This is a genomic window from Cupriavidus sp. SK-4, assembly GCF_000611125.1.
GTDB classification, from domain to species: Bacteria; Pseudomonadota; Gammaproteobacteria; order Burkholderiales; family Burkholderiaceae; genus Cupriavidus; species Cupriavidus necator.
This window is the reverse complement of sequence record NZ_JFJW01000089.1, coordinates 30595-49858: the sequence shown is the minus strand read 5'-3', so window position 1 is coordinate 49858 and position 19264 is coordinate 30595. Positions and strand designations below refer to the sequence as shown.

The window sequence follows — 19264 nt, the reverse complement described above, 5'->3', positions numbered from 1 at the left end:
GGGCCGGACCTGCTGATTCACATGAAATACCAGTCGACCCGCGGCCATGAGCTGCCGCAAACCTTCTCCGAGATCCTGCTGGGCGGCCTGGCGCCGGACGGCGGGTTGTACCTGCCTGTCGAATACCCGCAGGTCAGCGCCGATGAGCTCGAAGCCTGGCGCAAGCTGTCGTATGCCGACCTGGCCTACGAGATTCTGCGCAAGTTCAGCGACGATATTCCCGCCGAGGACCTGCGCGCGCTGACGCGCAAGACCTATACCGCCGAGGTGTACTGCAACGCGCGTGAGGGTGACAACACCGCCGACATCACGCCGCTGCGCACGCTGGGTGAAGAGGGCGGTACCAAGCTGCAACTGCTGGGCCTGTCCAACGGCCCGACGCTGGCCTTCAAGGACATGGCGATGCAGCTGCTCGGCAACCTGTTCGAGTACGCGCTCGGCCGCGCCGGGCAGGAGCTGAACATACTGGGCGCGACCTCGGGCGATACCGGCAGCGCCGCCGAGTACGCGATGCGCGGCAAGCGCGGCATCCGCGTGTTCATGCTGAGCCCGCACCGCAAGATGAGCGCGTTCCAGACCGCGCAGATGTTCAGCCTGCAGGACGCCAACATCTTCAACCTCGCCGTCGAAGGCGTGTTCGACGACTGCCAGGACATCGTCAAGGCGGTCTCCAACGACCTCGACTACAAGGCGCGCCAGAAGATCGGAACGGTCAACTCGATCAACTGGGCGCGCGTGGTGGCCCAGGTGGTGTACTACTTCAAAGGCTGGCTGCTGGCTACCAGCGGCCCCGGCCAGAAGGTGTCGTTCTGCGTGCCTTCGGGCAATTTCGGCAACGTCTGCGCCGGCCATATCGCGCGCATGATGGGCCTGCCGATCGACAAGCTGGTGGTCGCCACCAACGAGAACGACGTGCTCGACGAATTCTTCCGCACCGGCGCCTACCGCGTGCGCAAGTCGGCCGAGACGTACCACACATCGAGCCCGAGCATGGATATCTCCAAGGCCTCGAACTTCGAGCGCTTCGTGTTTGACCTGCTGGGCCAGGACGCCGGCAAGCTGGTGGCGCTGTTCCATGACGTGGAAGAGAAGGGCGGCTTCGACCTGTCCGGCACGCCGGAATTCGACCGCATCCGCGAGTTCGGCTTTGTCTCGGGCCGCAGCACGCACGACGACCGCGTAGCGACCATCCGCGACCTGTCGTCGCGCTACGGCATCACCATCGATACCCACACCGCCGATGGCGTCAAGGTGGCGCGCGAGCATCTCAGCGCCGGCGTGCCGATGGTAGTGCTGGAAACCGCGCTGCCCGCCAAGTTCGCCGACACCATCCGCGAAGCGCTCGGCCACGAGCCGGAGCGCCCGGCCAGGTTCGAGGGCATCGAGAGCCTGCCGCAGCGCTTTGAGGTGATGCCCGCCGACGCCGCGCAGGTCAAGGCCTACATCGCCGGCCACACCGGCCTGTAAGCGCGGGTGCGTGCAGCCCGCTGCGGCGCTGCCGCATGCCGGGCCCGCGCCAACTCGCTACAATCAGGCTGCGGGCCCGATCTTCGGCCCCCGGATTGCCTGCCCCAGCCAAGTGGGTGCCGGCAATGCGCGGGCCGTTTTTCGTGGGCCAACACTTTCCCACATCGCACCATGACCCAAGCCGCAGCACCTTCCCGCCCCCCGATGCTGACCATGGCCCAGGCGCTCGACGCGCTGCTCGGCGCCGCCCGTCCGCTGGCGCAGCTTGAATCCATCGACACCCTCGACGCCAACGGCCGCGTGCTGGCCGCGCCCGTGACCAGCACGCTGCGCGTGCCGCCGGCCGACAACACCTCGATGGACGGCTACGCCATGCGCGCGGCCGATGTGCCCGCTGCCGGCACGCGGCTGCGCGTATCGCAACGGATCCCCGCCGGCCATGTCGGCACCGCGCTGGAGCCCGGCACCGCCGCGCGCATCTTCACCGGCGGGCTGATCCCGCCGGGCGCCGACGCCGTGGTGATGCAGGAGCAATGCACCGCCGAGGGCGAGGACGTGATCGTCAACCACGTACCGCAATCCGGCGAATGGGTACGGCGCGCGGGCGAGGATATCGAAGCCGGCAGCGTGATCTTGCCGGCCGGCACGCGGCTGACGCCGCAGGCGCTGGGGCTGGCCGCATCGGTCGGCCAGGCGAAGCTGGACGTGGTGCGGCGCGTGCGCGTCGCGGTGTTCTTCACCGGCGATGAACTGGCAATGCCGGGCGAGCCGCTCAAGCCGGGCGCCATTTACAACTCCAACCGCTTCACCCTGCGCGGCCTGCTGGAAAACCTGGGCTGCGAGGTCAGCGACTTCGGCATCGTGCCCGACACGCTGGCCGCCACGCGCGAGACGCTGCGCCGCGCGGCGCAGGGACACGACCTGATCATCACCTCGGGCGGCGTTTCGGTCGGCGAGGAAGACCATATCAAGCCGGCGGTCGAGGCCGAAGGGCGGCTCGACATGTGGCAGATCGCGGTCAAGCCGGGCAAGCCGCTGGCGTTCGGGCAGGTCAACAACGATGCTGAGCCGGCGTTCTTCCTGGGTTTGCCGGGCAACCCGGTGTCCAGCTTCGTGACCTTCCTGCTGTTCGTGCGCCCGTTCATCCTGCGCCTGCAGGGCGTGGCCGGCGTGACGCCGCGGCGCCTGCCGCTGCGCGCGGATTTCGAACTGAACAAGGGCGATCGCCGCAATGAGTTCCTGCGCGCTCGCATCAATGCCGAGGGCGGGCTGGACCTGTTCCCGAACCAGAGCTCGGGCGTGTTGACCTCCACCGTATGGGGCGACGGCCTGATCGACAATCCGCCCAACCAGGCGATCGCGCGCGGCGATACCGTGCAGTTCATTCCGTTTGACGGCCTGCTCGCGTAGCCGGCCCGTATTACCAGGACGCAGAAGCAGTGATGATCATCGAACTCAGATTCTTTGCCAGCGTGCGCGAGCAACTGGGCGTGGCCGAAGAGCGCGCCGAGGTGCCGGCCGAGGTGCGCACCGTGGGCGAACTGCGCCACTGGCTGATTCAGCGCGGCGGCCCCTGGGCCGAGACCCTGGCTGAAGGCCGCGCGCTGCGCATGGCCGTCGACCATGCGGTGGCGCGCCCCGATACGGCGATTGCCGACGGCTGCGAAGTCGCCTTTTTCCCACCAGTGACCGGAGGCTGATATGAGCGTCAGGGTGCAGCGTGAGGATTTCGATCTCGGCGCGGAAGTCGCGGCGCTGCGTGCCGGCAACCCGGCGGTCGGCGCGGTGGCCAGCTTTATCGGCACGGTGCGCGATGTCAGTGACGGCAGCGCGGTCAGCGCGATGGAGCTGGAGCACTATCCGGGCATGACCGAGAAGGCGCTGGCGCAGATCGAGGCGGCTGCGTGCGCGCGCTGGGCGCTGCTGGGCGTGACCATCATCCACCGCGTGGGCCCGATGCAGCCGCTGGACCAGATCGTGATGGTCGCGGTGGCGTCGGCGCATCGCGGCAATGCCTTCGCCGCGTGCGAGTTCATCATGGACTACCTCAAGTCGGAAGCGCCGTTCTGGAAGAAGGAAGACACCCCGGAAGGTGCGCGCTGGGTCGATGCCCGCGTGACCGACGAAGCCGCCCTCCAGCGCTGGGGGATCGCATCGTTCAATGCCAGCGGCGACGATGCTGGCGCACCACCGGAGAAGCAGGGCGGGAGCCAGCCCTGATGGGGCCGCTCGGCTTTGTCGCCGTGGGCGTAGGCGCCGCGGCGGGTGCGTGGCTGCGCTGGGGCTTCGCGGTGCTGTGGAACGCGATCAATCCCGCGCTACCCTATGGCACGCTGGCGGCCAACCTGCTGGGCGGCTACCTGGTCGGCCTGGCGGTCGGGTTCTTCGATACGCACGCGGGCCTGCCGCCGGAATGGCGCCTGCTGGCCATCACCGGCTTCCTTGGCGGGCTGACCACGTTCTCGACCTTTTCCAGCGAGGTGATGGCGAACCTGATTGCCGGCGACTACGGCTGGGCGGCGCTGCACCTGCTGCTGCACCTGGGCGGCTCACTGCTGCTGACCGCGTTCGGCCTCTGGACTTACCGCTTGCTGGCCTGACGCGGCCCGGGCGATCAGGCCCAGCAGCGCGGCATTGAACGCCTGCGGCTGCTCCATGTGCGGGCTGTGGCCGGCGCCGGCCACCACGCTGAATCCCGCCCCGGGCCGCAGTGCGAGCGTGGCGGCGCCCACCGCGGGCGCATAGAGCCGGCTGGCTTCCCCGTACAAATGGAACAGCGGCCGCGCGGTGCCGCGCAGTGTCTCCCGGAAATCCTGGAGCGCCATGTCTTCCCATAGCGCGGCAAGCGCCGCCGCATCGCACTGGCCAGCCATGTGCGCGATGCGCTGCATTGCGGCGCCTTCCGGGCGCCTTCCCGCCGACCACATTCCCAGCGCGACCGACGGCGCCAGCCGGGGCCAGTCGGCCCGGATGCGGGCCGCCATCTGCGCGGCGTGCGCTATCTCATAGTGGCCGTGCAGGCCATGCGGCCAGGCCGGATCGGTCACCAGCCTGGGTGTCATGTCGATGCTGCCGACCGCTGCCAGCGGAAGACCCGGATGGTCGCGCAGCAGCGCCCATGCCACCATCGCGCCCATCGACCAGCCAGCCACCACCACGTCTGTCAGCCCGAGGTGCGCAACCAGTCCGGCGATGTCGCGCGCCAGCGCCGTGATCGTGGTGCCGTCGCGCTCGCGCGACAGGCCGTGGCCGGCATGGTCGGGCGCGATCACGCGGAATCCCGCCAGTGCGAGCGCCCGCTGGCCGTCGAAGGCCTCGCCGGTGACCGACCAGCCGTGCAGCAACAGCAGCGGCCGTCCCTGGCCGGTTTCGCGCCAGCCTGGCAAGGCGCCGCGCGCCGGGTGGCTGGCGAAGGGCGGCGCAGCGGGGCCGGCGGGTGCCGAATCGGGAGCGTCCAACGACGGTTCTCTCCTGGCAGGAGGGTAAAGGGCAGCGGCCTGGATGCCACCGGGTGAGGGTGCCTCTCTATTGACATCCATGGGGGGCAATTTATACGATGAAACATGAATCAGCTATCAGGTTTTGCCTGAGTGGCGATTCCCGGAGCAGGCAGGCGCGGAGGAGGCGCCTGCCTGCTCCGGCATGACATGAAGCGGCTGGCATTCCAATGACAAGGCGCGCAGCGCCACCGGAGACAAGATGTCCCAGACCGACACGGGCGCACCGCCCGAAACCGGCGCAACCCGCGAACCCGGCCACGCCGGCGGCATCTGCCCGCCCAAGACCGCGCGCGGGCAGAAGACGCGCGAGGCGTTGCTGCGCGCGGCCGAGAAGGTGTTCGGTGAGAAAGGCTATTACGCCGCGTCGATCTCCGAGATCACGCAGGAAGCCAAGGTCGCGATGGGCACCTTCTACCTGTACTTCAAGGACAAGGAAGACATCTTTCGCGCACTGGTCGCGCACATGCTGGAACTCGTGCGCGCCCACCTGCGCAAGCACGTTGCCGCCGCGGCCACCCAGATGGAGGCCGAGCGCCTGGGCCTGAAGGCCTTCCTCTCTTTCGTTTCGCGCCACAAGAACCTGTACCGGATCGTGCTGGATTCGTACTCGGTGGACGAGACCATCTACAGCAGCTATTTCCAGGTGTTTGCCGACCTCTACAGCCGGCGCCTGACGCGCGCCGAAGAGCAGGGCGAGATCGTTCCCGGCGATGCCGAGGTGCGCGCCTGGTGCCTGATCGGCATCAGCAACTTCCTGGGCATGCGCTATGCGCGCTGGAAGCGCCCGCCTTCGATGGAGAAGGTGGTCGACACCGCCTTCGACCTGATTTCGCACGGCCTGCAGCCGCGATGAACGCCCACGCAGAACCCCTGGTGCAGTGGGAGCGCGCCGATGGCGTGGCGCTGCTGCGCCTGAACCGGCCGCAGCGGCACAACAGCCTGGTGCCCGAGTTGCTGGAAGCGCTGCTGGCCGCGCTGGACGAGATTGAAGCCGAACCCGCGATCCATGCCGTGGTGCTGACGCATGCCGGAAAAAATTTCTCCACCGGCGGCGACGTCGCGGCGTTCGCTGCGCAGGGCGATGCGATAGCCGGCTATGCCGACCGGCTGCTGGCGCTGCTGAACCGGTCGATCCTGCGCCTGGCAGCGCTGCGTTGCCCGGTGGTGGCAGCGGTGGAGGGCTGGTTGACGGGCGGCTCGCTTGGCCTGGTGCTGGCGTGCGACATGGCGGTGCTGGCGCGGGATGCGCGCATCGCGCCGTATTACACGGTGGTTGGCTTCAGCCCGGACGGCGGCTGGACCGCGATGCTGCCGCAGCTGGTCGGCACGCCGCGGGCGCGCGCCTGGCAGCTGAACAATACGATCGTCGCCGCGCCGGAGGCGGCGGCGCTCGGGCTGGCGGCTGCGCTGGCCGCGCCGGGTTCGGCCGAGGCCGATGCCGTGACGCTGGCGCACGGCATTATGCGCAAGGTGCCGGGCAGCGTGGCCAGCACGCGCGCGCTGTTGCGCTGGGACGCCGACACCCTGGCGGCCGGCCTTGAGCGAGAGCGCGCGGCCTTTGTCGCACAGATCGCCAGCGCCGAGACCGCCGACGGCATGCGGTGCTTCCTGGCAGGGCGCGCGCGCGAATAGTCCGTACAGCATTCCAAAGCAGTTGCAGCAGGTTTCATCCAGACAAACACAAACGAGACCGAACACAGGAGACAGCAATGCAACGCAACCCACTCGCCGTACGTGCCCTGGTCATGGCCGCCGGCCTGCTTGCCGCCGGCACTGCGCTGGCCAAGGACATCCGCATCGCGCACGTCTACGACAAGACCGGCGCGCTCGAGGCCTACGCCAAGCAGACCCAGACCGGACTGATGATGGGCCTGGAGTATGCCACCAACGGCACCATGACCGTCAACGGCAACAAGCTGGTGGTGATCGAGAAAGACACCCAGGGCAAGCCGGACGTGGCCAAGGCCCAGCTGGCCGCCGCCTACAGCGACGACCGTGCCGATATCGCGGTCGGCCCTACCTCCTCCGGCACCGCGCTGGCGATGCTGCCGGTGGCCGAGGAATACAAGAAGGTGCTGCTGGTCGAACCCGCGGTGGCTGACTCGATCACCGGCGACAAGTGGAACCGCTATATCTTCCGCACCGGCCGCAACTCGTCGCAGGACGCAATCTCCAACGCCGTGGCGCTGGACAAGCAGGGCGTGCAGATCGCCACGCTGGCGCAGGACTACGCCTTTGGCCGCGACGGCGTCAAGGCCTTCAAGGGCGCGCTGAAGAACGCGAAGATCGTGCATGAGGAATACCTGCCGACCAGCACCACGGACTTCACCGCCGGGGCGCAGCGGCTGTTTGATTCGCTCAAGGACAAGCCGGGCCGCAAGGTGATCTTCATTATCTGGGCCGGTGCCGGCAACCCGTTCAAGATCGCGGATCTGGATCCCAAGCGCTACGGCATCGAGATTGCCACCGGCGGCAACATCCTGCCGGCGATGGCCAGCTACAAGAACTTCCCGGGCATGGAAGGGGCCACGTACTACTACTTCGGCATCCCCAAGAACAAGGCCAATGAGTGGCTGGTGTCCAACCACTACAGCAAGTTCAAGTCGCCGCCCGACTTCTTCACGGCCGGCGGCATGACCGCGGGCATCGCGCTGGTCGAGGCGCTGAAGAAGACCAGCGGCGAGACCGGCACCGAGAAGCTGATCACGGCGATGGAAGGCATGTCGTTCGACACCCCCAAGGGCAAGATGACTTTCCGCAAGGAAGACCACCAGGCCATGCAGTCGATGTACCACTTCAAGATCAAGGTGGATCCGGCCTTCGCCTGGGGCGTGCCTGAGCTCGTGCGCGAGATCAAGCCCGAAGAAATGGCCGTGCCCGTGCGCAACCACCGCTGATGAACGCGCCAGCCTCCTTCGCCCGGTCCGCGCCGGCGCCGTCGCAGCCGGCCGCCGGGCACGCCGGCGCGACTGCCGCCAGGGCGCAGCCGCTGCTGGAAACGCGCGGCCTGACCATCCGCTTTGGCGGCCACGTGGCCGTCAATGCGGTGTCGTGCGCGTTCCGGCCCGGCGAGCTGACCTGCATCGTCGGCCCGAACGGCGCCGGCAAGACCACGTATTTCAACCTGGTCTCGGGCCAGTTGCCGCCCACGGCCGGGCAGATCCTGCTGGATGGCGAGGACGTGACGCGCCTGCCGGTGTCGCAGAAGACGCGCCGCGGCATCGGCCGCGCCTTCCAGCTGACCAGCCTGTTCCCGCAGCTGTCGGTGCTGGAGAACGTGCGCCTGGCGGTGCAGGCGCGCCAGCAGCGCGGCATCGATCTGTTCTCGATGTGGACCAGCCACCGCAACGTGCAGGCGCAGGCCATGGCGATCCTGGAGCGCGTGGCGCTGGCCGGCAAGCGCCAGCTGACGGTGGCCTCGCTGCCGCACGGCGACCAGCGCAAGCTGGAGGTCGGCATCCTGCTGGCGCTGCAGCCGCGCGTGTTCATGTTCGACGAGCCCACCGCGGGCATGAGCGTGGACGAGGTGCCGGTGATCCTTGACCTGATCCGCGAGATCCGCCAGGACCGCAGCAAGACCGTGCTGCTGGTCGAACACAAGATGGACGTGGTGCGCTCGCTGGCCGACCGCATCATCGTGCTGCACAACGGCACCCTGGTAGCCGACGGCGACCCGGCCGAGGTGATCGCCTCGCCGGTGGTGCAGCAGGCTTACCTGGGCATGCCGGAAGAGGAGGGCAGCCATGGCTGACGCACAAGCAACCGGGCCGATCCTGCGGCTGCAGGGCGTGCAGACCCATATCGGCCCGTACCACATCCTGCACGGCGTGAGCTTCGAGGTGCCGCGCGGCGGCGTGACCATGCTGCTGGGGCGCAACGGCGCCGGCAAGACCACCACGCTGCGCACCATCATGGGCCTGTGGCAGGCCAGCGCCGGCACGGTGACCTTTGACGGCACCGACATCACGCGCCACAGCACGCCCGCGATCGCGCAGGCCGGCATTGCCTACGTGCCGGAGAACATGAGCGTGTTCTCCGACCTGACCGTGGCCGAGAACATGCGCCTGGCAGCGCGCACCGGCGCCATCGACGAACGCCGGCTGGACTGGGTGTTCCGCATATTTCCGGCGCTTAAGACCTTCTGGCAGCAGCGCGCCGGCGTGCTGTCGGGCGGGCAGAAGCAGATGCTGTCGGTGGCGCGCGCCATCATCGAGCCGCGCCAGCTGCTGATCGTCGACGAGCCCACCAAGGGCCTGGCGCCGGCCATCATCCAGAACATGATCCATGTGTTCCGCGAGCTCAAGCAGACCGAGGTGTCGATCCTGCTGGTGGAGCAGAACTTCCATATGGCGAAGTCGGTGGGGGATACGGTGGCGGTGATGGACGACGGCCGCACGGTGCATACGGGCACGATGGCGGCGCTGGCTGAAGACGACTTGCTGCAGCAGAAGCTGCTGGGGCTGTCGCTAGCGGCGCATCAGTAACGCGGGACAACACACATGACCACTTCAACGACTTTGCCGGCTGCCGCACCGTCGGACCTGCCCAAGGTACGGCTCGACTGGACCCCGCTGGCGCTGGCGCCGCTGCTGATGCTGCTGGCCTATCCGCTGGTCGGCAGCCCGTCGACCTGGCTCACGCTGACCATTGCCGGGCTCGCAATGGGCATGATTATCTTCGTCGTCTCGTCCGGCCTGACGCTGGTGTTCGGCCTGATGGATGTGCTCAACTTCGGCCACGGCGCCTTCATCGCGCTGGGCGCTTATGTGGCCGCCTCGGTCCTGCTGCCACTGGCAGGCTGGGTCGAGGCCGACAGCCTGGCGTTGAACCTGTCGGTATTTGCACTGGCGATCGTAGCCGCGATGGTCGCAGCCGGCGCTGTCGGGCTGTTCTTCGAGCGCGTGGTGGTGCGCCCGGTCTACGGCCAGCACCTGAAGCAGATCCTGATCACGATGGGCGGCATGATCGTGGCCGAGCAGCTGATCAAGGCGATCTGGGGCCCCGAGACCATCGCGCTGCAGGTGCCCACCACCTTCCGCGGCGCGGTGCTGCTGGGCGATGCCGCCATCGAGAAATACCGGCTGATCGCGATGGCGCTGGGGCTGGTGATCTTTATCGCGATGCTGTTGCTGCTCAACCGCACCCGCATCGGCCTGCTGATCCGCGCCGGCGTGGAGAACCGCGAGATGGTCGAAGCGCTTGGCTACCGCGTGCGGCGCCTGTTTATCGGCGTGTTCGTCGCGGGCGCGGCGCTGGCGGGGCTGGGCGGGGTGCTGTGGGGGCTGTACCAGCAGAACATCACCGCGGCGATCGGTGCGCAGGTGAATGTGCTGATCTTTATCGTCATCATCATCGGCGGGCTGGGATCGACTGCCGGCTGCTTTGTCGGCGCGTTGCTGGTGGGACTGATGGCCAACTACACCGGCTTCCTGTTCCCAAAGGTGGCTCTGTTCTCCAACATCCTGCTGATGATGCTGGTGCTGCTGTGGCGCCCGCAGGGGCTGTTCCCGGTGGCGCGGCGCTGAGGGCAACGACCATGATCCGACTTCTCTCCGGCGACCTGCCGCGCAGCCGCGTGCTGACCGTGATCCTGCTGGTGATCCTGGTGGCCCTGGCGTGCGCACCCTTTGCCTTCCCCGGCGCGCGCGCGCTCAACATGGCGGCCAAGATCTGCATCTTCGTGGTGTTGGTGGCCAGCTATGACCTGCTGCTGGGCTATACCGGCATCGTTTCCTTTGCCCACACCATGTTCTTCGGCATCGGCGGCTATGGCGTGGCCATCGCCATGTCGCGCATGGAGCCGGGCTGGGGCGCGCTGCTGGCCGGCACCGTGGGCGCGCTCGCGGTGTCAGCGCTGCTGGCTTTCCTGATCGGGCTGTTCTCGCTGCGGGTGCGCGCGATCTTCTTTGCCATGATCACGCTGGCGGTGGCGACCGCCTTCGCCACGCTGGTATCGCAGCTGTCCGAATGGACCGGCGGCGAGGACGGGCTGACCTTCAAGGTGCCGGAGGTGCTGCGCCCCGGCTTTACGCTGGGCGAGGCAGAATGGCTGGGCGTGCCGCTGAGCGGCAAGCTGCTCAGCTACTACCTGGTGTTCGCCGGCGCGGTGGTGCTGTTCCTGGTGCTGCTGCGCATCGTCAACTCGCCCTTTGGCCGGGTGCTGCAGGCGATCCGCGAGAACGACTTCCGTGCCGAGGCGATCGGCTACCGCACCGTGGTGTACCGCACCGTGTCGACGGTGCTGTCGGCGATGTTCGCCACGCTGGCGGGCGTGCTGATGGCGATCTGGCTGCGCTACAACGGGCCCGATACCTCGCTGTCGTTCGAGATCATGGTCGACATCCTGCTGATCGTGGTGATTGGCGGCATGGGCACGCTCTATGGCGCGGTGATCGGCACGGTGCTGTTCCTGGTGGCGCAGACCTACCTGCAGGACGTGATGAAACTGGCCAGCGACGCCACCGCCGCGCTGCCGCTGCTGTCGTCGCTGCTGCATCCGGACCGCTGGCTGTTGTGGCTGGGTTTGCTGTTTATCCTGAGCGTCTATTATTTCCCGCAGGGGGTGGTGGGGCGGCTGCGCGGCACCGGGCCCGTGCAGGACGTGGCAAGCTGAGCGGAGGCAAGCGCATGTACGTCATCGACTGGCTGCACAAGAACGCGCAGCATTTCCCCGACAAGGTCGCGCTGGTGGACGTGGAGAGCGGCCGCCAGGTGACCTATCGCCACTTCGACGAACGCGCCAGCCGCTTCGCGGAATACCTGCGTGACCACCTGCAACTGGCGCCGGGCACGCGCGTGGCGGTGCTGGCGCACAACAGCTCGGACTATTTCGAGATGCTGTATGGCTGCGCCAAGGCCGGCATGGTGATGGTGTGCCTCAACTGGCGCCTGCCGGCGTCGGAGCTGCTGCCGATCCTGCAGGACTGCACGCCCGAGGTGCTGGTGGCCGGCGACGGCTTCCTGGCCGTGGCCGCGGAGCTGGCGCGCGTGATCCCGCTGCGCGCGGTGCTGCACCTGGCCGACGACGAGGCCGCCGACGTGCCCGGCGGCTGGACCGAGTACGAGGCGGTGCTCGACGCCGCCTCCGGCCGCATCATCGAGATGCCGTGCCGCGATGAGTCCGAGGCCTGGCACCTGCTCTATACCTCCGGCACCACCGGCAAGCCCAAGGGCGTGATCCAGACCTATGGCATGGTCTTCTTCAACGCCGTCAACGCGATGCTGGCAAACAAGATCACGCGCGACGACGTGTTCCTCAATGTGCTGCCCTTCTTTCACACCGGCGGCCTGAACCTATATGCCAACCCGGTGCTGCACGCGGGCGGCACGGTGCACATCATGCGGCAGTTCGAGCCGCAGGTGGTGCTGGGCAAGCTCGACCGCGCCGGCGGCGAGGGCATCACCATGTTCTTCGCGGTGCCGGCTGTGTACCTGTTCCTGAGCCAGCACCCGCGCTTCGCGCAGGCGGACTTCGCCGGCGTGCGCAATATGTCGGCGGGGGGCTCGCCGGTGCCCAGGCCGCTGCTGGAGGCCTACCTGGCCAAGGGCGTGACCATCTGCTTCGGCTTCGGCATGACCGAGACCGGCCCCACGGTCTTTGTCTGCGACGAAGGCACCGCGCGCCGCAAGATCGGCACCATCGGCAAGCCGGTGGGATCGATGCTGACGCGCATCGTCGATGCGCTGGGGGCGGACGTGGGCCCGGGCGAGCGTGGCGAACTGCTGATCAAGGGCCCCGGCGTGACGCCAGGCTACTGGAACCTGCCCGAGGCCACCGCGGCCGCGATCCGCGACGGCTGGCTGCATTCCGGCGATATCGCCTACCGCGACGAGGACGGCGACTACTACATCGTCGACCGGGCCAAGGACATGTTTATCTCGGGCGGCGAGAACGTCTATCCGGCCGAAGTCGAGAACGTGCTGTTCCAGCTGCCGGGCGTGGCCGAGGCCGCCGTGATCGGCGCGCCGGATGCGCGCTGGGGCGAGGTCGGCATGGCGCTGGTGGTGCTGCGCCCGGGCGCCACTCTTGAGGCCGATGCCGTGATCGCCCACTGCAAGACGCAGCTGGCCGGCTACAAGGTGCCGCGCCATGTGCGCTTTCTCGACGCGCTGCCGCGCACGCCGTCCGGCAAGGTGGAAAAGCACAAGCTGCGCGCACAGTTCTCTGGCTGAAGTATGGCCGCGCCAGCGGTTGCCGTGTTTCCGATTTCCGCAGTTCGCAGTCTCCGCAGTCCTCGATCTGAAGACAACTCGACAGCCCCGGCCATCCGGGTGCGACAGGAGGAGGTTGACATGCATTCCACGCAGATCCCGCCGCAGCAGAAACAGAAACGCCGCCTCAGGCTCACCGTGCTGGCTGCCGCCGCATCGATGCTGGCCGCCGCCTGCGGCTCGGGCGATGACAACAACAACGGCAACGGCAGCAACCCGAATACCAAGCCGGCGAATATCGGCACGGTCACCATCAACAGCTACAACGGCACCACCGACGACCTGCTCACTGCCGGCCTGGGCAAGGACGGCCTGGCCAGCGCCACCGCGCCACTGCCGGCCAACCCCACCGCGCCAACCGCGGCGGAGTTGCGGCGCTACGCGATCCATACCAACTATCGCGCCANTACCGCGCCATCGCCGACCCCACCGCCAGTGGCGGCTACGGCTCGCTCTACGGCCCCAATGTCGACGCGCAGGGCAATGTCACCGGCTCCGAAGGCAAGGTGGCCGGCGTGGAGTACCTGGCCTTTTCGGACGATGGCTCGGGCCAGCAGAATGTGACCATGCTGGTGCAGATCCCCGCATCGTTCAACACGTCGAAGCCGTGCGTGATCACCGCCACCTCGTCCGGTTCGCGCGGCGTCTATGGCGCCATCGCCACCGGCGAGTGGGGCCTGAAGCGCGGCTGCGCGGTGGCCTATACCGACAAGGGCACCGGCGCCGCGCCGCATGACCTGGATACCGACACCGTGCCGCTGATCGACGGCACCCGCGCCACGCGCGCGGCGGCCGGCAAGAACGCGCAGTTTGCCGCGCCGGCGGGGGCCACCTCGCTGGCGGACTTCACCGCTGCCAACCCGCACCGGCTGGCGTTCAAGCACGCGCATTCGCAGCGCAACCCGGAGAAGGACTGGGGCAAGTTCACGCTGCAGGCGGTGGAATTTGCGATCTGGGCGATCAATGACCGCTTCGGCGCCGTGTCAACCAACGGCACCCGCCAGCGCACCCTGGACAAGGACAGGATCGTGGTGATCGCCTCGAGCGTGTCCAACGGCGGCGGTGCCGCGGTGGCGGCGGCCGAGCAGGATGCCGGCGGGCTGATCGACGGCGTGGCGGTGGGCGAGCCCAACCTGAACATGCCGCCCAATACCGGCGTCGTGGTGCAACGCGGCGCGACGCCGGTGGCGGCTTCGGGCCGCACGCTGTACGACTACAGCACCACGGCCAACCTGCTGCAGCACTGCGCCGCGCGGGCCACCGCGCTGACCCAGGCGCCGTTCTACACCAACCCCGCCACGGCGACGTTCTTTGCCAACCGCTGCCAGACGCTGGCGGAAAAGGGCCTGGTGAGCGGCACGAACACGGACGAACAGAGCGCCAGCGCCCTGCAGGCGCTGCGTGCCGCCGGCTGGGAAGCGGAATCGGACGATCTGCACCCGTCGCTGGCCGTGCTTGACGTGGCCGCCGCGATCTCGGTCAACTATGCCAACGCCTATGCGCAGGCCAGCGTCACCGACCGGCTGTGCGGCTACAGCTTTGCCAGCACGCTGACCGACCTGAAGCCCGCGGCAATCGCGCCCGCGGCGCTGGCGTCGATGTTCGCCACCGGCAACGGTGTGCCGCCGCTGCCGCCGGTCCAGTTGATCAATGACCTCGATCCGCAGCATGGCCCGTACCTGAACCTGGCGTCGGTTTCGCCCTCGACGCTGCGTGAAGACCTGAACTACGACGGCGCCAACTGCCTGCGCAACCTGCTGGCCGGCTCCGACGCCGCGGCGCGTGCGTTGCAGGCCGGCCAGGCGCTGACGCTGCGCAACGGCAACCTGCGCGGCAAGCCGGCGGTGATCGTGCACGGGCGCAGCGACGGGCTGCTGCCGGTCAACCATACCTCGCGCCCGTATCTCGGCCTGAACCGGCAGCAGGAGGGGGTGACCAGCAAGCTGTCATACGTGGAGGTCGAGAACGCCCAGCACTTCGATGCCTTCATCGGTCTGGTGCCGGGCTACAGCAACCGCTATGTGCCGCTGCACGTCTACCTGAACCGGGCCCTGGATGCGGTCTACGACAACCTCACCGCGGGCAAGGCGCTGCCGCCGTCGCAGGTGCTGCGCACCACGCCGCGCGGCGGCACCCTCAACACGCCCGCGCCGGCGCTGCTGCCGTCCAACGTGCCGCCGTTCGCCGCGTCGCCTGGGGCCGGCAACGCGATTACCGTCAACGCTAATACCGTACAGGTGCCTGATTGATGAACGATGCCCTGCCGCGCGTGCTGTCGCAGCGCGACTTTGACCGCTTCGCGGCCTTGTCGCACGACGACAACCCGATCCACTGCGATCCGGCCTTTGCCCGTGGCACGCATTTCGGCGCCACTGTTGCGCACGGCATGTTCCTGTTTTCGCTGCTGTGCGCCCACACCTGGCGGCAGCTGCCCGGGCCGGCGTTGCCGGTCGGGCAGACGCTGATGTTCCCGACGCCGGCATTCGTTGGCGATACGGTGCAGATCGCGCTGGCGCCGCAGCACGCGCCGGCCGGACTGGCGGGCTACGGCACCAGCGTGGGCAGCGCGGGCGGGCCGGGCGAGGCGCCGCGCGTCACGGCCGTGGGCGAATCGCTCTGGCTGCCGGGTGCCGGGCCGGACGCACTGTCCCGGCTGTCCGGCGAGGCGGCGCAGGCGCCAGAGGCGGGCGACGCCATCCTGTACGGCCTGCGCCCCGGTCAGGAAGCCAGTGCGGCACGCGCCTTCGCGCAGGCTGACCTGGACGAGTACATCACCCTGACCGGCGACGCCAACCCCTATCACGCCGATCCGGTCTTTGCCCGCGCGCGCGGGTTTGGCGGGCCGGTGGTGCCGCTGCCGCTGCTGGCCGGCATGTTCTCGGACCTGCTTGGCACGCGGCTGCCCGGACGGGGTACAGGATGGATGAAGCAGTCGCTGCGCCTCGCTTCAGCCGCGCGGCTGGATGAGCCGCTGACGGCATGCGTGCGCATCGTGCGGCTGCGCGCCGGCAAGGACCTGGTCAACCTGGCCAGCGTGGTCACGGGCGCTGACGGGCGCGTGGTGGTGCAGGGCGAATCACTGGTGCTGGTGCGCAATCTGGCGGACAAGGGCGCCTGCCGCGCCGCCTAGCCGCGTATCGCTTGCGGCACTTGCGAGCGCGGGAGCCGGGGTTGTCGACATTGCGGCTGACCGGGGTCATTGCGTACCGGCGCGGCCTTGAAATGTCGCGACAAAGCCTTATCTTTCGGAAAGACATCCAGTGTCCGGCAGGGCATACGGGCGCTCCGGCAGCGAACACCGGCGCCGACGCCCCCGCATCAGGACACGACCTTATCCGAGAGAGGGAATCCTTATGCGTCTTGACAAGCTGACCACCCGGTTCCAGGAAGCGCTGGCTGATGCGCAAAGCCTGGCACTGGGCAACGACAACCAATACATCGAACCGCAGCACCTGCTGCGCGCGCTGCTGGCGCAGGACGACGGCGCCGCCAAGGCGCTGCTGGCGCGCGCCGGCGTCAACGTGCAGGGCCTGCAGGCCGCGCTGGACGCTGCCATCAAGCGCCTGCCGCAAGTGCAGGGCACCAGCGAGGTCCAGATTGGCCGCGACCTGGTGAACCTGCTCAACGCCACCGAGAAGGAAGCCATCAAGCGCGGCGACCAGTTCATCGCCAGCGAGCTGTTCCTGCTGGCCGTCGCCGACGACAAGGGCGACGCCGGCCGCATCGCGCGTGAAAACGGCCTGAACCGCAAGTCGCTCGAATCGGCCATCCAGGCCGTGCGCGGCGGCGATTCGGTCAACAGCGCCGAGGCCGAGGGCCAGCGTGAGGCCCTCAAGAAGTACACCATCGACCTGACCGAGCGCGCCCGCATCGGCAAGCTCGATCCCGTGATCGGCCGTGACGACGAGATCCGCCGCGCCATCCAGATCCTGCAGCGCCGCACCAAGAACAACCCGGTGCTGATCGGCGAGCCGGGCGTGGGCAAGACCGCCATCGTCGAAGGCCTGGCGCAGCGCATCGTCAACGGCGAAGTGCCCGAGAGCCTGAAGAACAAGCGCGTGCTGGTGCTGGACATGGCCGGCCTGCTGGCCGGCGCCAAGTACCGCGGCGAGTTCGAGGAACGCCTGAAGGCGGTGCTCAACGACGTCGCCAAGGACGAGGGCCAGACCATCGTCTTTATCGACGAGATCCACACCATGGTCGGCGCCGGCAAGGCCGAGGGCGCGATCGACGCGGGCAACATGCTCAAGCCGGCGCTCGCGCGCGGCGAGCTGCATTGCATCGGCGCGACCACGCTGGACGAGTACCGCAAGTACATCGAGAAGGACGCCGCGCTGGAGCGCCGCTTCCAGAAGGTGCTGGTGGATGAGCCAAGCGTTGAGGCCACCATTGCCATCCTGCGCGGGCTGCAGGAAAAGTATGAGCTGCACCACGGCGTGGAGATCACCGACCCGGCCATCGTCGCCGCGGCGGAGCTGTCGCATCGCTATATCACCGACCGCTTCCTGCCCGACAAGGCAATCGACCTGATCGACGAGGCGGGCGCGCGCATCAAGATGGAAATCGATTCCAAGCCGGAGTCGATGGACAAGCTCGAGCGCCGCACCATCCAGCTGAAGATCGAGCGCGAGGCGGTCAAGAAAGAGACCGATGAGGCGTCGATGAAGCGCCTGGAGCTGATCGAGCAGGAAATCGCGCGCCTGGAGAAGGAGTACGCCGACCTGGACGAGATCTGGAAGGCCGAGAAGGGCGCCGCGCAGGGCACGGCCGCGCTTAAGGAAGAGATCGAGAAGGTCAAGCTGGAGATCGCCAAGCTGCAGCGCGAAGGCAAGCTGGACAAGGTGGCCGAGCTGCAATACGGCAAGCTGCCGGGCCTGGAAGGCAAGCTCAAGGCCGCGACCGACGCCGAGGCCAGCGAGCAGAAGCAGCCCAACAAGCTGCTGCGCACGCAGGTGGGCGCCGAGGAAATCGCCGAAGTGGTGAGCCGCGCCACCGGCATCCCGGTATCGAAGATGATGCAGGGCGAGCGCGAGAAGCTGCTGAAGATGGAAGACCGGCTGCATGGGCGCGTGGTCGGCCAGGACGAAGCCGTGCGGCTGGTGTCCGATGCCATCCGCCGTTCGCGTGCCGGGCTCGCGGACGAGAACCGGCCCTATGGCTCGTTCCTGTTCCTGGGCCCGACCGGCGTCGGCAAGACCGAGCTGTGCAAGGCCCTGGCCGAGTTCATGTTCGATTCGGAAGAGCACCTGATCCGCATCGACATGAGCGAATTCATGGAGAAGCACAGCGTCAGCCGCCTGATCGGCGCGCCGCCGGGATACGTGGGCTACGAGGAAGGCGGCTACCTGACCGAGGCCGTGCGCCGCAAGCCGTACAGCGTGGTGCTGCTCGATGAAGTCGAAAAGGCCCACCCGGACGTCTTCAACGTGCTGCTGCAGGTGCTGGACGACGGCCGACTGACCGATGGCCAGGGCCGCACCGTGGACTTCAAGAACACGGTGATCGTGATGACGTCCAACCTGGGTTCGCAGATCATCCAGTCGATGACCGGCGAGCCGCAGGAAGCGATCAAGGGTGCGGTCTGGCAGGAAGTGCGCACGCATTTCCGACCGGAGTTCCTGAACCGGATCGATGAGGTGGTGGTGTTCCACGCGCTCGACCAGAAGCATATCGAGTCGATCGCACGCATCCAGCTGCAACGCCTGCAGGCCCGCCTGGCCCGCATGGACATGACGCTGGAGGTGAGCGAGACGGCGCTGGAGAAGATTGCCAGCGCAGGTTACGACCCGGTGTTTGGCGCGCGTCCGCTCAAGCGTGCGATCCAGCAGCAGATCGAGAACCCGGTGGCGCGCGCGATCCTGGAAGGCAAGTTCGCCGCCAAGGATGTGGTGCCGGTGGATTATGTCGACGGGGAGTTCACGTTCGGGCGGAAGCTGGACTAAGGCTGCCCATGGCTCGATAGACTGCCGGAGCACACAAGCGGTCGATCATAGTCAGGCCCCTGCAATACAGCGCAGGGGCTTTTTTTCGTCTTGCCATCGCGCGCATTGCGTGTAAGGCGGTCCCGCCGCGTGCAATTTTTTCAC

The 19264-nt window shown here is 67.8% G+C and carries 16 protein-coding genes and 1 pseudogene; 16 read left to right on the top strand and 1 reads right to left on the bottom strand.

All coding sequences use genetic code 11. The annotated features are described in order from the left end of the window. The first annotated feature begins 21 nt into the window (after positions 1 to 21). The 5 genes from thrC (at position 22) to crcB (ending at position 4067) form a co-directional block, all read left to right on the top strand. The gene (gene thrC, locus CF68_RS18865; RefSeq protein ID WP_035821614.1) at positions 22 to 1467 is read left to right on the top strand and encodes a threonine synthase; all 1446 of its coding nucleotides are present in this window, start codon (positions 22 to 24) and stop codon (positions 1465 to 1467) included. 171 nt (positions 1468 to 1638) lie between these two features. Then, the gene (glp, locus tag CF68_RS18860; RefSeq protein ID WP_035821612.1) at positions 1639 to 2877 is read left to right on the top strand and encodes a gephyrin-like molybdotransferase Glp; all 1239 of its coding nucleotides are present in this window, start codon (positions 1639 to 1641) and stop codon (positions 2875 to 2877) included. Positions 2878 to 2909: 32 nt separating this feature from the next. After that, positions 2910 to 3167, top strand: coding sequence for a molybdopterin converting factor subunit 1 (gene moaD, locus CF68_RS18855; protein WP_035821610.1), 258 nt, complete (start codon positions 2910 to 2912; stop codon positions 3165 to 3167). Position 3168: 1 nt separating this feature from the next. Then, a complete protein-coding gene (locus CF68_RS18850) occupies positions 3169 to 3687 on the top strand; it encodes a molybdenum cofactor biosynthesis protein MoaE (RefSeq protein WP_011615581.1) in 519 nt (172 codons plus the stop codon). Then, complete coding sequence (gene crcB, locus CF68_RS18845) at positions 3687 to 4067, top strand: fluoride efflux transporter CrcB (RefSeq protein ID WP_035821608.1); 381 nt, start codon at positions 3687 to 3689, stop codon at positions 4065 to 4067. The genes CF68_RS18850 and crcB overlap by 1 nt, the downstream gene beginning before the upstream one ends. On the opposite strand, the gene CF68_RS18840 is transcribed toward crcB, so the two are convergent. Next, positions 4017 to 4925, bottom strand: a complete 909-nt coding sequence (locus tag CF68_RS18840) for an alpha/beta fold hydrolase (RefSeq protein ID WP_035821606.1) — start codon at positions 4923 to 4925, stop codon at positions 4017 to 4019. The genes crcB and CF68_RS18840 overlap by 51 nt on opposite strands. A gap of 241 nt (positions 4926 to 5166) precedes the next feature. On the opposite strand from CF68_RS18840, the gene CF68_RS18835 reads away from it, so the two are divergent. The 11 genes and pseudogenes from CF68_RS18835 to clpB all read left to right on the top strand — a co-directional run bounded on the left by CF68_RS18835 (position 5167) and on the right by clpB (position 19120). Further along, the gene (locus CF68_RS18835) at positions 5167 to 5820 is read left to right on the top strand and encodes a TetR/AcrR family transcriptional regulator (RefSeq protein ID WP_035821600.1); all 654 of its coding nucleotides are present in this window, start codon (positions 5167 to 5169) and stop codon (positions 5818 to 5820) included. After that, a complete protein-coding gene (locus CF68_RS18830; protein ID WP_035821598.1) occupies positions 5817 to 6599 on the top strand; it encodes an enoyl-CoA hydratase/isomerase family protein in 783 nt (260 codons plus the stop codon). The genes CF68_RS18835 and CF68_RS18830 overlap by 4 nt, the downstream gene beginning before the upstream one ends. A gap of 77 nt (positions 6600 to 6676) precedes the next feature. Next, positions 6677 to 7864 carry a substrate-binding domain-containing protein gene (locus CF68_RS18825; RefSeq protein ID WP_035821596.1) on the top strand — a complete coding sequence of 396 codons (1188 nt, stop codon included), beginning with the start codon at positions 6677 to 6679 and terminating at the stop codon, positions 7862 to 7864. 92 nt (positions 7865 to 7956) lie between these two features. Beyond that, complete coding sequence (locus tag CF68_RS18820; protein ID WP_035821820.1) at positions 7957 to 8718, top strand: ABC transporter ATP-binding protein; 762 nt, start codon at positions 7957 to 7959, stop codon at positions 8716 to 8718. Then, positions 8711 to 9451, top strand: coding sequence for an ABC transporter ATP-binding protein (locus CF68_RS18815; RefSeq protein WP_035821593.1), 741 nt, complete (start codon positions 8711 to 8713; stop codon positions 9449 to 9451). Before CF68_RS18820 ends, CF68_RS18815 begins: the two co-directional genes overlap by 8 nt. Before the next feature lie 15 nt (positions 9452 to 9466). Next, complete coding sequence (locus tag CF68_RS18810) at positions 9467 to 10492, top strand: branched-chain amino acid ABC transporter permease (protein WP_035821590.1); 1026 nt, start codon at positions 9467 to 9469, stop codon at positions 10490 to 10492. Positions 10493 to 10503: 11 nt separating this feature from the next. After that, on the top strand, positions 10504 to 11580 hold the full coding sequence (locus CF68_RS18805) for a branched-chain amino acid ABC transporter permease (protein ID WP_035821588.1): 1077 nt from the start codon (positions 10504 to 10506) through the stop codon (positions 11578 to 11580). Between the two features lie 14 nt (positions 11581 to 11594). Then, positions 11595 to 13139, top strand: a complete 1545-nt coding sequence (locus CF68_RS18800; protein WP_035821586.1) for a long-chain fatty acid--CoA ligase — start codon at positions 11595 to 11597, stop codon at positions 13137 to 13139. Between the two features lie 120 nt (positions 13140 to 13259). Next, positions 13260 to 15427 (top strand): annotated as a pseudogene (gene phaZ2, locus CF68_RS18795) (D-(-)-3-hydroxybutyrate oligomer hydrolase). Next, a complete protein-coding gene (locus tag CF68_RS18790; RefSeq protein WP_035821583.1) occupies positions 15427 to 16308 on the top strand; it encodes a MaoC/PaaZ C-terminal domain-containing protein in 882 nt (293 codons plus the stop codon). Before phaZ2 ends, CF68_RS18790 begins: the two are co-directional and overlap by 1 nt. A gap of 223 nt (positions 16309 to 16531) precedes the next feature. Further along, positions 16532 to 19120 (top strand): ATP-dependent chaperone ClpB, encoded by a 2589-nt coding sequence (clpB, locus tag CF68_RS18785; RefSeq protein WP_035821581.1) that lies wholly within the window; start codon positions 16532 to 16534, stop codon positions 19118 to 19120. Positions 19121 to 19264 lie beyond the last annotated feature (144 nt).

Bases quoted from the DNA above. Each gene is read 5' to 3' on its own strand.
- thrC (WP_035821614.1), top strand. From the start codon at position 22: ATGAAATACCAGTCGACCCGCGGCCATGAGCTGCCGCAAACCTTCTCC.
- glp (WP_035821612.1), top strand. From the start codon at position 1,639: ATGACCCAAGCCGCAGCACCTTCCCGCCCCCCGATGCTGACCATGGCC.
- moaD (WP_035821610.1), top strand. From the start codon at position 2,910: ATGATCATCGAACTCAGATTCTTTGCCAGCGTGCGCGAGCAACTGGGC.
- CF68_RS18850 (WP_011615581.1), top strand. From the start codon at position 3,169: ATGAGCGTCAGGGTGCAGCGTGAGGATTTCGATCTCGGCGCGGAAGTC.
- crcB (WP_035821608.1), top strand. From the start codon at position 3,687: ATGGGGCCGCTCGGCTTTGTCGCCGTGGGCGTAGGCGCCGCGGCGGGT.
- CF68_RS18835 (WP_035821600.1), top strand. From the start codon at position 5,167: ATGTCCCAGACCGACACGGGCGCACCGCCCGAAACCGGCGCAACCCGC.
- CF68_RS18830 (WP_035821598.1), top strand. From the start codon at position 5,817: ATGAACGCCCACGCAGAACCCCTGGTGCAGTGGGAGCGCGCCGATGGC.
- CF68_RS18825 (WP_035821596.1), top strand. From the start codon at position 6,677: ATGCAACGCAACCCACTCGCCGTACGTGCCCTGGTCATGGCCGCCGGC.
- CF68_RS18815 (WP_035821593.1), top strand. From the start codon at position 8,711: ATGGCTGACGCACAAGCAACCGGGCCGATCCTGCGGCTGCAGGGCGTG.
- CF68_RS18810 (WP_035821590.1), top strand. From the start codon at position 9,467: ATGACCACTTCAACGACTTTGCCGGCTGCCGCACCGTCGGACCTGCCC.
- CF68_RS18805 (WP_035821588.1), top strand. From the start codon at position 10,504: ATGATCCGACTTCTCTCCGGCGACCTGCCGCGCAGCCGCGTGCTGACC.
- CF68_RS18800 (WP_035821586.1), top strand. From the start codon at position 11,595: ATGTACGTCATCGACTGGCTGCACAAGAACGCGCAGCATTTCCCCGAC.
- CF68_RS18790 (WP_035821583.1), top strand. From the start codon at position 15,427: ATGAACGATGCCCTGCCGCGCGTGCTGTCGCAGCGCGACTTTGACCGC.
- clpB (WP_035821581.1), top strand. From the start codon at position 16,532: ATGCGTCTTGACAAGCTGACCACCCGGTTCCAGGAAGCGCTGGCTGAT.